At 51.9% G+C, this 17,640-nt stretch carries 8 protein-coding genes; 5 read left to right on the forward strand and 3 right to left on the reverse strand.

Annotated features, from left to right (window positions below):
- Nucleotides 1-23 precede the first annotated feature (23 nt).
- Nucleotides 24-770, reverse strand: coding sequence for a polyprenol monophosphomannose synthase (locus P8N76_20115; GenBank protein MDG2383988.1), 747 nt, complete (start codon nt 768-770; stop codon nt 24-26).
- Nucleotides 771-1,136: 366 nt separating this feature from the next.
- Here P8N76_20115 and P8N76_20120 point away from each other — a divergent pair, with 366 nt between their 5' ends.
- A complete protein-coding gene (locus P8N76_20120) occupies nt 1,137-2,093 on the forward strand; it encodes an SDR family oxidoreductase (protein MDG2383989.1) in 957 nt (318 codons plus the stop codon).
- 22 nt (nt 2,094-2,115) lie between these two features.
- On the opposite strand, the gene P8N76_20125 is transcribed toward P8N76_20120, so the two are convergent.
- Complete coding sequence (locus tag P8N76_20125; GenBank protein MDG2383990.1) at nt 2,116-4,185, reverse strand: hypothetical protein; 2,070 nt, start codon at nt 4,183-4,185, stop codon at nt 2,116-2,118.
- A 473-nt stretch (nt 4,186-4,658) separates the two neighbouring features.
- On the opposite strand from P8N76_20125, the gene P8N76_20130 reads away from it, so the two are divergent.
- Nucleotides 4,659-6,110, forward strand: a complete 1,452-nt coding sequence (locus P8N76_20130) for a PEP-CTERM sorting domain-containing protein (protein ID MDG2383991.1) — start codon at nt 4,659-4,661, stop codon at nt 6,108-6,110.
- Here the strand turns inward: P8N76_20130 and P8N76_20135 are convergent.
- Nucleotides 6,107-7,681: a transglutaminase family protein gene (locus tag P8N76_20135; GenBank protein ID MDG2383992.1), complete on the reverse strand. Its 1,575-nt coding sequence runs from the start codon at nt 7,679-7,681 to the stop codon at nt 6,107-6,109. The genes P8N76_20130 and P8N76_20135 overlap by 4 nt on opposite strands.
- A 242-nt stretch (nt 7,682-7,923) precedes the next feature.
- Here P8N76_20135 and P8N76_20140 point away from each other — a divergent pair, with 242 nt between their 5' ends.
- The 3 genes from P8N76_20140 to P8N76_20150 all read left to right on the forward strand — a co-directional run bounded on the left by P8N76_20140 (nt 7,924) and on the right by P8N76_20150 (nt 17,637).
- Complete coding sequence (locus P8N76_20140; GenBank protein ID MDG2383993.1) at nt 7,924-11,025, forward strand: O-antigen ligase family protein; 3,102 nt, start codon at nt 7,924-7,926, stop codon at nt 11,023-11,025.
- A 211-nt stretch (nt 11,026-11,236) separates the two neighbouring features.
- Nucleotides 11,237-12,520 (forward strand): PmoA family protein, encoded by a 1,284-nt coding sequence (locus P8N76_20145; GenBank protein MDG2383994.1) that lies wholly within the window; start codon nt 11,237-11,239, stop codon nt 12,518-12,520.
- A gap of 101 nt (nt 12,521-12,621) precedes the next feature.
- The gene (locus P8N76_20150) at nt 12,622-17,637 is read left to right on the forward strand and encodes a DUF1080 domain-containing protein (GenBank protein MDG2383995.1); all 5,016 of its coding nucleotides are present in this window, start codon (nt 12,622-12,624) and stop codon (nt 17,635-17,637) included.
- Nucleotides 17,638-17,640: the final 3 nt, after the last annotated feature.

The raw sequence follows: 17,640 nt of genomic DNA on the forward strand, positions 1-17,640 counted from the left end.
CAAGTCACACACCATCCGTTCGCCTACCGCATCGGCGGTTCCGCACTTTGATCAGATTTGACGCCGAACAAACCAATGCAAGTCAAAATCCGCAAGGCTGTTATCATCTCACGATGATTGATTTTCGATTTACCAAGTTCTCGGTCGACGAACACGATCGGCGTTTCGGCAAATCGACAATTCAGACGGCTCAGGTGGTAGAGAATTTCTTCAAAAAAGGAATATCCTCGAGACTGAATCAAACCAAAGTCAAGACGCCGTAACGCTTCACACCGGTAACAACGAAACGCACCGCTGTTATCTCGCGTTTTCAGACGCAATAAAATCCGAGCGTACCAGTTGACGGCACGACTCATGCAGCGACGATGCAAGGGCCATCCCGCGATTCCTCCACCGTCGACGTAGCGAGAGCCAATCATTACGTCAACGGCGCCACCGTTTTCAGGATTCATGCCTGCGAGGATATCGGGCAGATGGCTTGGCTGGTGGCTTAGATCGGCATCCATGGTAATGACAAACTCATAGTCATTATTGAGAGCATATCGAAGCCCTTCCACCGTCGCCGAACCCAATCCGAGTTTTCCGCTGCGATGAATGCACCGTACACGCTCATCTTGCCGTGCCAACTGATCGCACCAATCACCCGTTCCATCCGGAGAATCGTCATCAACGATCAACAGATGACAATCCGGAACAAAATGAAAGATGCCTTCAACAAGCTGAGGCAAGTTTTCGATCTCATTGTAAGTTGCGATAGAAATGAGCACCATTTGCTCTAGGATAACGAAATCGCGGTCGTTTCGGCAGATGCCTCTTCGGAGCTTCGAGACTGACCGCGTCGCATTTGGTGGTTGCCAGTAACGACTGTCCCAATTGTTCGAACTCTGCAGGGTAAATTAGCGAGTTGCCGAAAAACCCCATCGTCTAAGAAAAGCTATGTTCTGAGGTAAAGGTAAACGAAACCAGAAATCCCAGAGATTTTGAATCCCACTTCAGCCGTCTAAATCCGAGGATTCATCTCGAAAAACGAGGCCGGAAAGATCTCCCAGCAGCAGCAACAACTGTTTCACTGCCAATCACTTGCAATAAAAGCTCAGATCGAGATACTCGTTTGAAGCGAAGGAGAAGATAGAACAATGACGCGATACCTGGTTACGGGCGGCGCTGGATTCATTGGGTCACACATCGCGGAAGCGTTGGTAAAACGTGGCGATTCTGTTCGAATCCTTGATAACTTCAGCACTGGGTTTCGCGAGAATTTCCAAGATTTTGGCGATGCCATTGAAGTATTTGATGCTGACGTAACGGATGCCGAAACGGTCGCCGAAGCAGTAGACGGCGTTGACTGTGTTTTCCACCAAGCAGCGTTGGCCTCTGTTCCACGCAGCGTGGAACATCCGTTAGCGACGAATGCGGCCTGTGTCACCGGCACACTCACCGTTTTGGATCAAGCACGTAGGGCGGGTGTTCGTCGAGTTGTCTACGCAGCCTCCAGCAGTGCGTATGGCGACCAACCCTTCAGCTCAAAACGCGAGGTCGACTTACCGAGCCCACTTTCGCCTTACGCAGTGGCCAAACTGGCTGCTGAATACTACTGCCATGCTTTCTATCGCACGTACGGCTTGGAAACCGTTTGCATTCGGTACTTCAACGTTTTCGGGCCACGGCAAGACCCAGAAAGCCCTTACTCGGCAGTCATCCCGTTGTTCATCACCGCCTTACTGGAGGGTAAATCTCCAGTCGTGTACGGCGACGGCGAGCAAAGCCGAGACTTTACTTTCGTCGATAACGTGGTGCATGGAAATCTTCTGGCTGCCGAGGCCGAGGGCGTTGCCGGCTTAACAGTGAATGTGGCTAACGGACGGACCACCAGTTTACTCAGCCTCATCCAACAGCTGAATCAACTGTTAGGCACCGATGTTCAACCCCGCTTTGCTGAACCACGCATTGGAGACGTGAAGCACAGCCTAGCCGACATCACGCGAGCAGAGCAACTGCTCGGGTATGCTCCGCCAGTTACATTCGAAGAAGGCCTGCGCCGGTCTATCAAATATTATCGATCGATTCAAAAAGTCGGTTCCGTCGACGAGTAAGCGTTCCAGAGATAACGTGCCCTTACTCCTCGAGATCCGTAAACGACGACTTGACGTGTGAGACAAACACCTCGTCTTCAAAATACGAAACGCCACTGGTAGTGTGGAAACACTGGATCACATCCAAAATCACATTGACCTGATCCAAAACACTTTTATCCACCACTGCTTGATCCGCGGAAATTGAGAAACCGTACTCGATCCAGGGTCGAGCCGTATCAACAAAAGCGGCCAAATTAAACTCGAAAGCTGCCGCCAAAGGACGCTCAAGCGTAGGAAGTTGATCGGTCCGTTCCAACGTCTGGCTTTTCAATAAGCGGCGGCTCATTTCAGGCATGAGAGACATGACCATCAGGTCATCGGAGACGCCCGAATTCGGTGCGATCCGCTTATCCACGCCAGCAACCGAAGGAAGCGGATAGTAATAGAGGGTCGCGTCTCCCGCATCGGCTTGCTGAGGCGGAGTCAATTGCATCGGTGGAACTTGCTCAGGCATGATCGTCGCCAAGTCGGTGATGGCTGTTTGCAACACGTCAAAATATTCAGCGACGCCTGCTTCCAAGAAGTTCGCATTATCCAGACCTGCCACGTAACTTACTACCGGAAATGGCAGAGGTTGCTCCGCGGGCGGCATCGATGCGATCCAACCGTCTCCAAGAATTGCATCCAGCACAATCGCGCTTTGACCGTCCGCAAAGGCAGGAATAAGTTTTTCTCGATTGACTTTATCAAGTCGTTCCACAAGCGGAGTCATCGCGGTTTGGATCTTGACGAAAAGATCTCGCTGTTCGGCATCTAAAAATGGCACCGCGATGCGTTCAGCATAGTTCATCAGCGTGCCAAACCACTTGACCGAAAAATCGTACGCCTTGACATCTGGCTTTTGTCGAAATGCAGTGTAGCCAATCGGGGCGCCACCGATGTGATTGAGAATCGAGAGCGGCCGACTCCCATCCAACCTAATTTCACCCCAGTTGTATTTAAATGATTCAAAGCCATCGTCGGTCGAATATTGATAACTCATGATCGACCCAAGTTTCGGCAATCGCGCCTTCCATTGCTCCGCAAATGAGTCGACATTGATCTGAACACCAACCTTCACATCCTCAGCAATCGGCACCATCGGCAATACGGCCTTAACGGCATTTGCCATCTGATCGATTTGCTGATCTACGGAGGAAGCACGTCGGAGAAAGTCACCACTCACATAGCTGATTCCAGTAACGGGTTTACCCCGCGCGTTATCCAACGCTGCAAACTCCTTGCGATCGACCAACAGTTTTCCTGTGCCGAGCGATCGAAGCGGCTCAAGCGTTTCGGCCAATGAAATCAACAGGTAATCATTCCAAAGACCCAACGCAACTGTGAGCTCCATTTCCTTAAGCTTGGAAATAATCTGCTCTTTCTGATTCGCTGGTACAGCATCCCCCTTCAACACTTCTGTCCAGGGCACGAGCGAGCCGTCAAGATTCAGGGTCAGAAATGACGCGTCCCCGATCGATTCGCGTTTAAACCGATCTTTTAACTCGGGAGATTGTTCTTGGATCCGCTGCTGCACCAAGGCTTCTAAGCGATCGATTTGACGTTTCACTCGATCACCATCACTCACCTTGAATCCGATCACGGCGGATGGAACTTTCAAGATTCCGGGATTCTTATCAATCAGCTCCAGCATCTTTGCGGACGTAATCTCACTCGCGCCCTCACCATTCTGCAATCCGTCCAATCGTGTCATCTGCATCGCATTGTTGAATTGGTTTAAAGCGGCGACCCAAGCTGCAAACCCCTCATTCCCAAAGGCAAATACTTCGTCACCAATCGCTTCGCGCAGCATGGCGAACAATTCTAGATTTTGAGGATTCCCCAAAAAACGACGCAACTCAACCAGATCACCGTTCGCATCAACCTGGCTTTTTGCGGCTTGGATTCCTGACTGAACTAACGGCAACGAACTGAGCTTTGCGAAAGCGCGACTCCGCAGGAATTTGCCGTAAGTCTCTCGATTGCGCAAGGCACTCGAATAGAAAGCGACATCGGCTGGCACGAACTTCAACGCACTCGTTTCCCTGACCGTCTGAGCACCAACTGGCATCGCTGATGCCAAGAGAACAACAAACAACGAGTAAATTGCACAGCGCCTAAGCCTTGGCAGAATCAGCATCACGCACCCCTCATAAAATAAAGCTTGAGATATCAACAGCCCAAACAGAGATCGTCTTTTCGAAGTTCTCGTGTGATTCTTGCGATAATTCCGCGCGAAAACCAGCAGGGCGTTGAGGCCTCTGTCTCATTTTCCAAAGCCGCTCCGCACGACCTGGCAGCTTTTCAGCCGGTTGCTCCGTAAAAAGGGCCTTCCAACCGGGCAAAACCATTCCCCGACCGCCAATTGCCGCGAATTAATGCCGAATTTGCCAGTTTAAAGCAAAAAAGCGGCACAAACACGTGTTTGCCGGCGGATTCCCGCAGATTAACGAACCCCTATTTTTCAGTTCATTGGTAAACTGAGAGTTGGTTGCGTTTTTCAGCCGTCTTCTTACAAATCACACCAGCTGCTTTTGGATGTCAATGATTCGATACTTTCTTGCATGTCTCGTCGCGATCACAGCGTCATCTCAGGTCGATGCGGGGCTCCAGTTCGACTTTGATTACCGCTACGATTCGATGGGTTTTTTTGATGATCCTGCCCGGCGAGAATCATTAGAACTGGCCGGTCGCCTGATCAATCGATATGTAGACGACCTCGAGGCAATTATTCCCGAAGGTGACAACGGCTGGACATCGTTTTTCACACCCCCCGACGGGAGCGGATCCATCTTCCTGTCAGACTTACCAGTCGCCGAAGATACGATGCAGATTTTTGTAGCAGGCCGGTCGCTGCCCGGAAGACTGGCTCAGGCAGTCGACACAAGCCCAACGGGAATCGGCGATGAGGAATGGGTAGCGACGGTCATGTATCGCGGAGAAACCGGCGCCGCAGATACGCCTGCCAGCGATTTCGGTCCGATGGGTGGCCGCATCAGTTTCAACAATGATCCGGAAGAAGTCGCATGGCATTTCGACCAATCGACCGCGAGTCTGGCAGCCGAAGAATTCGATTTTGTCACCGTCGCCATGCACGAAATGTTGCATTTGCTTGGTATTGGCGTCTCTCGTTCGTTCGTTGGTCAGGTGAATTCAAATCGTTTCATGGGACCCGAGGCGGTTGCCACAGGTAGTCCCACCAATCCAGATTTACGCCTGGACGTTTCGGAAGCTCATTACGAGAGCGGCACCGAGAGCCCATGGAATGGAAAACTGCAAGAAGCGTTGATTGCCCCTGGCATTTTCCCGGGCGTCCGTGCCTTTCCAACGCGATTGGATCTTGCAACTCTCCGCGACCTAGGCTGGGAAGAAGCAAAGCCCGGCGACGCGAATCGCGACCGAGAGTTCAATACGCTTGATTTCGTCACAACATTTCAAGCCGGCTTGTACGAGACAGGAAACGCAGCTGGATGGAGTGATGGCGATTGGAACGGAAACGCTACATTCGAGAGCGGTGACTTAATTGAAGCCTTGCAAACGGGGACCTACGAGCAAGGTCCTGACGCGGCGATCGCGGCAAACGAAAGCCGAATGGACGGACAGATCACCGTGATCTATGACCCAGCCACCGGCGACATTCAGATCGATACCGATCAACAGCTCCTGACTTCGATTCAGCTAAGCTCGCAAGGCAAGATCTTTCTACAAGGCATGGGAATGGAACTCGAGGGAGTGTTCGATGTCGATCGACCCGACAAAATCTTTAAGCTCGGCGTCGACGGCTTTGCAGATTTGAATCTTGGTACGATCGCACCAACAGGTCTAGCTGCGGGATACCTGGAATCCGACCTGTCACTCGAAGGTTCGATGTTAGGTGGCGGTGGATTGGAAGACGTAAAGTTGCTGGTCATTCCCGAACCAAGCGCATTATTGCTGCTCGGCATCGGACTGCTTGGCCTGCGATCGCTTGTGCGTCGCAACCTACGGCAACACTAAGCTCCTGAGGAGTCGATCAGTTCGACCTGCATCCGGTCGATCAAAAAGACGACCGGCGAGACCAGGCTGTAGGGAGATTCATCGGCCAAACTGCTGTCAAGAAGCTTCAGGTGCCCAGCACCGATCCCCCGATTCCCCAACGTTGCATCCAAAGGAATCCAACGATCCTTAATCCAGACTTCATTCCACATGTGGTAGAGAAAACGCTCATCACGGGGTGAATAAAGCAACCCGACCACAACACGAGCGGGAATACCGCGGGCGCGGCAGGTAGCTGCCAACAGAACAGCATGCTCGCTGCAATCTCCCCTACGAGCTTCTGCAACCTCAGCAGCCGAAGTAAAAATCTGACTGAAATCTGTCTTGCTGATGCCGAGATAGAGATACTGTTCCAACGCCACAGCAGCCTGCCATGGATCTTGAATTGAACCGGCTACCGCTTCGGCGATGGCAACGACGCGCCGGTCATCGCTTTGGATCAAGCGATTCGAAGCAGTATCTGCTGGCGTGGGTGGCTGCACGTCTTCGGTAACAACGGTCGGTGAATCGGGTGTCACACGACTCACAGTCACCAGCGCCGAACCATCTTCCGCGTCACTTACCTGCTGCGACAAACCTGTCGCAAACACGTCAGTGGGATCAAGCCCGTCGACAGTAACTCGAAAAACTGCGTGACTCGTTTGATGTGGCTGCTCGAACGATTGGGGAAGCGGCACCCCAACATCCAGACCAACATCTAACTGGCTCAGGTCGTTAGGTCGCATCGCCTCAGTTTCGGTGGTACGAATCGTAACGCGATCTAAAAAACCTTCGTGTGTCTTTAAGATTCCACCTTCCCCATCGACCCAGTAGATCGTTGGAATCCCCCACTCATTGGTTAAGTTGTCGGTTGAAACCACTCGCAGCAAGGACTTCGGTTCACCTTCGATTTCGACAACTTCCGAATCGACCGCGATCAATTGCAGTTGAACAACTCGATCCAACAGCGGTAAAAAGGCTTCCACCGTTCGCTTTTCACCGGGAATCATGGGACTGTGCAGCAAGTTGCGCTCGACTGCAAACAGGCCACCGTTGTCTTTCGTCCAGCGAAATCTTTCTTCTTGGATCTTACCACCGCGCCTCGTTTCAAAATTCAGCACATCGCCATCGACATAGCCTTCACCACGATAGCCGGACGCAGCGGAACGGTCCTCACCGCTCTGCACTTGATAGGCCATTTGCAGCACCCGGCCCTGCGAATCTTCCAAACTCACACAATCTAAGTGCTGTCGCGCCACATCACCAAAACGTTTCATCTCCAAGAAATCAGAAGTCTCCCGACGTCGACGTACGGTACCCTGATGATCGGTTTGAAACACGCGAGTTCGACGATGTCCGATTTTCGCCTCGCGGACAAAGTGAGCCTCCCAAAACTCGCTCACCAGATGGCCCGACTCGTCGGTCAACAAATCGTTATATTTGAACTCACTTGATGCATCGCCCGGACTGGGAGCTTTCGGCAGACAGCCAAGTAATAACTGCAGACTGCAGACGAGTACGATCCCACGAATTGCATTGTGTTGGAAACGCATGTTTAAGTCAGAATCCGTGAGTCGAATTAAATACTTCCAAGACGCTATTCTAGAATTGTAGCCCTTCTGAAATTGTAGCCCGATTTTGATCAACGGATAGCATTCGTTCAAATGCAAATCACCGATACTTCCGCCACAGGCAAAATTTCCGGAACAGTTACACAATTGTTTTTGCCAGGAAAAATCACGGCCAAGACTCGAGGCGACACGAAACAGTATGATATTGCAGAGAATAATCACTCATGAATGTATTGGCCAACTTAATTCGAACATCCCTGTTGCTTGTCCTGTTCGTAACACCATGGTTCTTTGGCGGTGTCTGGGCAAGTGTCCAGTGGGTTTTACTGCTGATTCTTGCGATCCTATTGTCCCTCGAGCTGGTGGGAAGATTCGGTGACGAAAAGCGGCCCGGCCTCATTCCCACCGCCTGGATGCCACTAATTATTGGCATCGCCTTGGGCATATTCCAATTGATCCCCTGGACCCCTTCTCTGGCAAATCGGTTCGCCGCCGAATCACAACAATGGCAGCAAGAGTTCACGGAGCCCGTACCGAGCAGCACGACTCTTCAGCTAACCACGAAACGGGCCACTGATACCACGCTGAAGCGGGTCACGACTCGTTCGCTATACACGGTTGCAACTCGTGAATACCTTGCCCTGCTGTGCCTTGCCACGGCGGTATTGATACTGTCATCTTTACATCTCGTGGATCGACAATCGATTCTCTGGCTTTGCACCTCCTCGGCTGTATGCGGAGCCGCGATCTCTTTCTTCGGATTGATCCAGCGTCTTTCCTGGAATGGAAAATTCTATTGGCTTTTTGAGCCGATGTACGGAGGCTGGGAATCCTTCGGTCCTTTCGTGAATCGAAACAACGCGGGCGGCTTCCTAAATATGTGCTTGGCCGCTGGACTGGGGATCTTGATTTGGACACACGGTGCACCACTCGAAAAATCGACCGAATCGACTCAACCGCGGCGACGCCATCGCTCGCAGTCACGACAGAGTCCCTCGCGACGACGCTCCTCAGGACGGACAATCGATCAAACTGGCCGATCATCCGAACACCCTAGTAACGCTTCGCAAAGCTCCAAGGCGCAAATCCCGCAGGGCTCGGAGGACACAGAGAGCGGTAGAGCAAGTCGTCACCACGGAGACGTCATCTATCCCTCCGATGTTCAAACGACCCGCCCTGATTTTTCTCGGCGATCTTTTTCGCAAGCTATTTCTAGATACCTGGGTGAACTCAATGCGCCTCGATTGGGCGCCATCGCACTTGTGGCATTTATGGTCGGTGGAGTGTTCTGTACGGCCTCAAGAGGCTCCATCCTTGCCATGTTCGCCGCCACCATGGCCACCGTCGCCTCACTCGCGATGCATTCCGGGAATCGCAAATACGCAGCCGGACTGTTGTTCGTCATGGTTGCAGGCCTGGGATTGATGAGTTGGGCCGGGCAATCCGATTTTGTCAAATCGCGATTCGAAGACATGGTCACGGACAAACAGTATGAAACTGGACGAGTACCCAACTGGCTAGAAGCACTGGAAACAGTCCCCGATTTCTGGGCCGCTGGCACCGGACTTGGCACCTATCGATTCGTCTATGAAAGATTCCAGCATCGCTACCTGAGCGACATTTCACATTTCCATGCAGAGAACCAATACATCCAAGCATTAGTCGAAGGCGGCGTCATTGCACTCTTCTTGCTACTCGCTGCAATCGCCTTGGTCATCATCGCGATCACCAAACTGTATCGAGCGGGTGGAATCACAAACACGGTCTTAGCAGTCATGGGAACCTTTGCATTGGTCAGTCAAGCCGTGGGAGGATCCTTTGATTTTGGACTCTATATTCCATCAAACACGATCTTGATGGCCAGTATTTGCGGTGCCGTCATCGGTCGAGCTGCCTTACTCACGATCTGGCCCAGCCACGACCTGGATCACATTCATCCCCTCGGCTCCTACGACGCAGATTCTGATTCCTTAGGCCCAATAAAAAGTCGCAGCCCAGCCCTGGCCTCGGAGGATGCTGACGTGATTCCTGGCACGGCCCATACCAGGTCAACGCGCCGATCGCATAGACGGCCCGGAACATCTCGACACAAACAGCCAACCGCATCGCGACTGATTGCCTTCAAGGCTCCAAATTCATTCATCGCCCTCATCATTGGGTTACTTGGGCTTGGTTGCCTGTTCGGATCACTGGAGCTCAACAAAGCGGCAAAGATCGCCGTCGCGATGCGTGAATCTTCACTCGACATCATTTCCGAAATGGACGACCCTGACAAGATTAGCTACGCAATGAGCAACTTGGTTAAAGTGTTGCCACAACGCTGGGACGATGCGCTGGCTCATCGTCGAGCTGCTGTAATCCTGATGCAGCTTTACCAGGCGGAAACTTACCAACAGCTTCTCAGTGAAAAACAATCCAAGTCAGACCTTAGCGCAACCGAACAGGAATCAACCGACACGGAAGACAAGTCATCGCGAGACGAAGATCTTTGGCAGCGTTCATCGGTCTGGCATCTTCACGGAACGATCCGTGAATTACTGCGGAAAGGCGATCGGAAAGCCATCGAGCAGCTCCTGCAACAGCCGACGGTCAAAGATCGTCTCCTGCCGGCCATGAAGCATGTCATCATTGCACGAGACGCAGCTTGTACAATCCCACAGCTTCATTACATGGTCGCTGAACTTCTCGCAAGCAATGCGCCTAACGCCAATGATCAGATTTACCTTGATCGCGCCAAGACCTTGGCCCCGGGGGATGCGAGTCTTTGGTATTGGGCTGGCCTGCTCGATCTCAACAATGACCGAAAAGATGCCGCGTGCCAAAGCTGGCACCACAGCTTGACACTTTCCGATGTCCATCTTAACGACATCATCGAAAATGCTCGTGGCAAACTGACACTGAGAGATCTACTGGAAAAAGTACTTCCCAAGCGCTCGGACATTCTCTTGAAAGTGATTCAACGGAATTTCTTGGGTGATGACAAAATCAAAGTGCGAAATATTTTCCTGCAGCGGGCCGAAGAGTTCATTGAAACCACCGATTTACCGTCAGCCGAAATGGCCTACGTCAAAGGATCCATTTATGGACTCCAAGGCCGAACCACCGAAGCCGCAGCAGAACTCAAGCAAGCCGTCACGTTTGATGGTTCACAATTAAATTGGCGGTTCGAATACGCTCGACGACTCCTGGAACTGGAGGAGTTTGAGGAAGCTCTAAATCAGGTAAAAATCTTGCAAAGCGAGAGACCCAGCCGAGGTGTTTACCGGCGCCTTCGAAAAGAGATCAACAGAAAACGGTATCGGGTTGGAGCCCCTGACACAAAGTAGACGTCAGGCGACACGCCTACCGAGACCACCTCCCCCAATCGAATACCGATCAGCGCCCCCACGAACAGAATTAGCTGGGCGCTAAGCCTCGAAGATTTCGGAAGAATTTTTTCCGGCGATCTTTGCCGCGGTTGACTGTTGTTTTCACCGTGAGAGTGCTTTAGGATGCATCGGCTTAACTCATCATGAACCCGCCGCACCATCATCCATCATGCCGCTCAAATGTCAATCCAAAATCTGCACGCATTTGCTCATCGTCTTGGTCACTTGTGGTTTCGTCGCGAAATCGACTCTTCGTGCCGCCGAAACTCAATTTCAGGTAACCGTCGATGCCGGCGATGTCGATCGTCACCAAGTGCCGGTCACCATTCCATTTCAATTGCCTGAGTCGCTTCAGAACGAAAAAACTGCACGGGTCATCGATGCCGATGGAAAAGCGTCCGTAGGACAAATCACGCGTCCGGCTCTCCTGGCAGGAGATGAACAAGATGCAAACTCACGCGAACTTGTTTTCATTCTCACCAAGCTCGCCGCCGGCAAATCAGCAACCTACGACATTCAGATTTCAACAGATGCTCAAGATCTGACTGAAGGTAGCTTTGCCTGGGACGATCATGTGGGACAGTACACCCAACTAAGTTATGACGGCCGCCCTATCCTGCGTTATATGTACACGCCTTTCGATACTTCGTCGATCGAATCGAGAGAACAAACGATCAAGGTATTCCACCATCTATTCGATCCCGCTGGGCAGCAAATCGTCACGAAAGGACCGGGTGGAAAATTCTCACACCATCGCGGACTATTCTACGGCTTCAACCGAATCCGCTACGGAACAAAACAAGCTGACATTTGGCATTGCCGAAAAGGCGAATCCCAGCAACACGTCTCGTTTGAGGCTCTCGAAGCGGGTCCCGTCTTAGGTAGACATCGACTCGCAATCGACTGGCGAGGCCAGGATGGTGAGGTCTTCGCCAAAGAATTGAGAGAAATGACGGTGTACCACGTTCCCGGCGGGCAACTGGTCGAATTTGCCTCCCAGCTTTCGAGTACTGTGGGGCCCGTCAGATTAGACGGCGATCCCCAACACGCTGGCTTTCAATTCCGAGCGTCTCAGGAAGTAGCCGCACGAACCCATCCGCAAACCTACTACCTTCGTCCCGACGGTCGTGGCAAACTGGCTGAAACACGGAATTGGAAACCCGATCAACCCAACCATCGAAACTTGCCGTGGAACGCACAATCTTTTGTGCTCGGAGATCAAAGATTTACCTGCTCCTACCTGGACCACCCAGCCAATCCCAAACCGGCACGTTACAGCGAACGAGACTATGGAAGGTTCGGCTCTTACTTCGAATACGACTTGGATGAGGACCGACCGTTAAAAACGAACTATCGAATTTGGTTACAGACGGGCGAAATGGATGTTGCCGCCGTCTCAGCGAGGAGCAGTGACTTCGTCTCACCGCCGTCGGTAACCCTGAAACGTAAGTAACACGTAATACCGTACCCGATATCATCTTTTGCCTCGGTTCTGCAACCTCAACTGGATGTCAGCTTGCGTTCCAAGGCGTTGCCTTGAAGGGAAAACTTCGTATGAAACGACGACCTTTGTGGATCCTTCTTTTCGTGTTAGCTTTAAGCTGGCAAGCCTCCTCAACCACCGCAGCGGAAAAAGGATTTAAATCCTTATTTGATGGCAAGACACTCAAAGGCTGGGAAGGCAATCCGGCTTTCTGGAGCGTAAAAGACGGCGCGATCACCGGTCAAACCACCGCCGAGAACCCCACCAAAGGCAATACGTTCCTGATCTGGAAGGGAGGGGAGCCCGCGAATTTCGAACTGCGGATGAAGTTTCGAATTGTGGGAGGCAACTCCGGTGTGCAATATCGTAGCAAAGATCATGGTGACTGGGTCGTGGGCGGCTATCAAGCTGACATTGACGCAGAAGGCAAGTTTGCAGGAATCCTTTACGAAGAGCGAGGTCGTGGAATCCTGGCAATGCGAGGAAACAAGGTCCTGATCAAATCGGACGGCACCAAACAAAATGTCGGAAAAACGGCTGATGAAAAAACGATTCTCGACGGCATCAAAAAAGAAGATTGGAACGACTATCGCATCGTTGCCAAAGGAAACCACTTGATCCATGAGATCAACGGCAATGTGTCAGTGGACGTAACCGACGAGCAAGAGGCAAAGCGAGCCATGTCCGGCGTCATCGCACTGCAATTGCATGCAGGCCCCCCGATGCTCATTCAATTCAAGGACATCGAGATCAAAAATCTAGATGACAAGAAGTCAGCCCAATCTGATCAAGACCCAAAGAAAGTCGTTTTCGTGGCTGGACGCCCCAGCCACGGCTATGGGTCTCACGAACATAATGCGGGCTGCCTGTTGCTGGCTCGATATTTGCGCGACAACGTACCCGGATTCGAAACGGTCGTCTATCAAAATGGCTGGCCGGCCGAAGGGATGGCGGCTTTTGATGGAGCCGACGCAGTAGTCGTTTACTGCGATGGTGGCGGCGGTCACTTATTAAATGCTCACATCGAAGATTTCAATCAACTGATGGAACGCGGCGTCGGTCTAGCCTGCATTCATTACGGAGTAGAAGTCCCCAAAGGCAAGTCGGGGGATGCGTTTCTGGATTGGATCGGGGGCTATTTCGAAACTCATTGGTCCGTCAATCCGCATTGGGATGCTGAGTTCAATTCATTCCCTAAACATCCAATCACACGAGGCGTCAAACCGTTCACGATCAATGACGAATGGTATTTTCACATGAGATTTCGGCCCGAGATGAAGGGCGTGACTCCGATCCTTTCTGCGAAGGCCCCGGCAAGCACCATGTCACGAGCTGATGGCCCACACAGCGGAAATCCTCACGTTCGAGCTGCCGTACAGCGAGGTGATCTACAACACGTCGCCTGGGCTTCGGAACGCCCCGACGGGGGACGAGGGTTTGGCTTCACCGGCGGACATGTCCACTGGAATTGGGGAGATGACAACTTTCGAAAAGTGGTTCTCAATGCGATTGTCTGGGTCGCCCAAGGCGATGTTCCAACAGCTGGAATTGGTGTTCCTACGCCTTCCAGACAAGAACTCGAAAAAAACCAAGACTTCTCCAAACCGGGCGAGAAAAAGTCAGCAAAGGCCAAACTCCCCAAGGATGTAAAACCGATTTTCTCAAGCAAGGTAATCACCCCATCGACCCCCAACCACTCCGTCGACATTGATGTAAAACTTGGCAACGCCAAGAAACTGTTTCTGGTGATTGATGACGGCGGCAATGGCTTCAGCTGTGATTGGGCGGATTGGATCAATCCTCGCTTGGTTGGCCCTAAAGGAGAGCAAAAGTTAAGCGAAATCAAATGGAAGACAGCCACTGCTGACTGGGGACAAGTTCGAGTCAATAAGAATTGCGGTGGACAGGCGATGCGAGTCGCCGGCAAATCCATCTCGAATGGGATTGGCGCTCATGCGACATCTTTGATCGAGTTTGATTTGCCGGCGGGTTTCAACCGCTTTGTTGCCCAAGGTGGTCTGGACAATGGTGGAACGGACCAACCGGGTGGCAAAGATTCCAGCGTTCGATTCCATGTCTTCACTCGCAAACCCGACCAACTTGCCGTCGCGAAAAAAAGCGAGGAGCGCACACCAGAAACAGCTGTTGAAAAACTCGATGTTCACGAACAACTAAACGCGTCATTATTCGCAGCAGAGCCAATGCTGTTGAGCCCATCAAACATCGACATCGACCATCGTGGACGCGTTTGGGTCTGCGAAGTCGTCAACTATCGCCAGCATCGCGGCAAACGACCGGAAGGCGATCGAATCCTGATTTTGGAAGACACCAATGGGGATGGACAAGCCGACAAAAAAACCGTGTTCTATCAAGGAAACGACATCGACTCACCGCATGGCATTTGCGTCCTGGGCAATCGCGTCATTGTCTCTGCCGGCCCCCATGTTCTGTGCTTCACCGATGAAAATGGTGATGACAAACCCGATAAGAAAGAAGTTTGGTTCAAGGGTATCTCTGGAGTGCAGCACGACCACGGAATCCATGCATTCTTGTTCGGTCCGGATGGCAAGCTTTATTTCAACTTTGGTAACGAAGGCAAGCAATTGCTGACCTCGGATGGTGAGCCCGTGGTCGATCAAGCCGGAAACGTAGTCGCCGCTAATCGCAAGCCCTACCAACAAGGCATGGTGTTTCGCTGCAATCAAGATTTGAGCCAGTTTGAAACGCTGGGCTGGAACTTTCGCAACAACTGGATGGCGACCGTCGATTCCTTTGGGACGATTTGGCAATCGGACAATGATGATGACGGCAACCGCGGAGTTCGCATTAATTACGTCATGGAATTTGGCAACTATGGCTACCGAGATGAGTTGACGGGGGCAGGTTGGCAGGCAGCGCGAACAGGAATGGAAAAGGATACTCCAAATCGCCATTGGCATTTGAACGATCCGGGCGTCGTACCCAATCTGCTACAAACCGGAGCTGGCTCACCCACCGGAATCACCGTCTACGAAGGCAATTCTCTTCCGGAACTATTCCACGGTCAATTGATCCATTGCGATGCGGGTCCCAGTATTACGCGAGCCTATCTGGTCTCCCCCGAAGGAGCCGGTTATCGTGCCGAAATCGCAGACATCCTCGATGGGAAACGAGACAAATGGTTCCGCCCCTCCGATGTCAAAGTCGCACCGGACGGATCATTAATCGTTGCCGATTGGTATGACCCGGGTGTTGGTGGACATGCCATGGGAGATTTGGGGCGAGGTCGACTTTTCCGCGTAACAGCCAAAGATGCCGATTCCAAATACGAAGTCCCTCACTTTGATTTTGCGACGCCCGCGGGAGCAACAGCAGCGTTGAAAAATCCTAATTTTTCCGTGCGATATTTGGCATGGACGGCCCTGCATGCCATGGGCGCCGAGGCAGAATCAAATCTCTTAGAATTGTGGCAAAGCGATATTTCGCACGAACGAGCCCGAGCGCTCTGGCTACTTGGAAAAATTAATGGTCGAGGCCAACACTATGTCAACTTGGCAAGCCAAGATTCCGATGCCAACATTCGCATCGTCGCAATCCGACTCGCCCGACAGCTGCCCGAGATCGACACGCAAGCCGTGATTCAATCACTTGCTAATGATGTGTCCCCACAAGTTCGCCGAGAATGTGCCATTGCCTTACGAGAAATCCAGAGTCCCAACAAAGCAGACCTTTGGACAACCCTCGCAACACAATATGACGGCGAGGACCGGTGGTACCTCGAAGCGTTGGGAATTGGCGCCGATCAAGATTGGAATGACTGTTTGTCGACGTGGCTCAAAACCGTCGGTGATCAATGGAATACCGCAGCCGGCCGCAATCTGATTTGGCGATCTCGCAGCGTGGAAACGGCCGATCTCCTAGCGGAAATTATTCAGAATCCAGCCACACCCTCAACCGAAATCCCCAAATACTTAAGAGCTTTTGATTTCTTACCTGAGGGAAGTCGGGGACCTGCCTTGCTCGACTTAGCATTCGCCGACTACGACCAAGTTGACGATTCGCGACGACAACTGATCGTCGTCGAAGCCTTGAGTCGACTCGACAGCTTGGACCCAAAGACTCGAAAACAGGACGAAGCGAAGCTGTCATCAATGCTGGATTCGTTACGAGGCACACGCCAATTCATCGATTTGATTGCTCGCTTCAACCTCAATGATCGCTACGACGAAGTGGCAACACTCGCCAGCACGCGTCCTACGGAGGCAGAAGGAATCGAAGCCATTCGCATGCTGTTGGGAAAAGGGCAAACGCAGCGCATCAAAAATATCGTCAATGGTAAAAATGCTGATCAAGCTCTTGGCATGCTTACGGCATTGGGAAATTCGGCAGACAATCGAGCCGTGACAATACTCGAACCAATCATCGATGATAACTCACTGCCGGACGACGCACGGCGTCAATCGTTACGAGGCATGGCCAAAATTCGCCGTGGCGCTGAATCACTGCTTAACATGGCTGAAAAAGAACGAATCCCCACGGAACTTCAACAAGCTGCAGCAGCCGAGTTGAACAAACTACCGTGGAACGACTTGCGAGAACGAGCGACAAAGGTGTACCCCTTATCACCGTCAAAGGATAACCAATCACTCCCGTCGATTCGTGATTTAGCTCGCCAACGAGGCAATGCGGAGGCCGGCATGGCCGTCTTTCGCGAACAAGGTACCTGCGCGAAATGTCACGTCGTTCAGGAACAAGGCAAACAAGTCGGCCCTGACCTTTCGGAAATCGGAAGCAAACTGAGCCGTGAAGCTTTGCTCGAATCAATCCTCTATCCGAGTGCTGGGATCAGTCACAATTACGAAATGTTTACGCTTGAACTGGCCGACGGCAACTTAGCCAGCGGCGTCATCGTGAGTCAAACCAATGACGCTGTGCAAATCAAAGATATCGAGGCCATTGTTCGCGAATTCCCAAAATCGGAAATCGAATCGATCACTAAGCAACCGATTTCCCTTATGCCTGCCGACTTGCACAAAAATCTAACTCAGCAAGAACTTCTCAACTTGATCGAGTACATGACCACGCTGAAAGCTGTCAAGAAGCAGTAACGA

This window comes from Pirellulaceae bacterium, assembly GCA_029243025.1.
In the GTDB taxonomy this organism is placed as follows: domain Bacteria; phylum Planctomycetota; class Planctomycetia; order Pirellulales; family Pirellulaceae.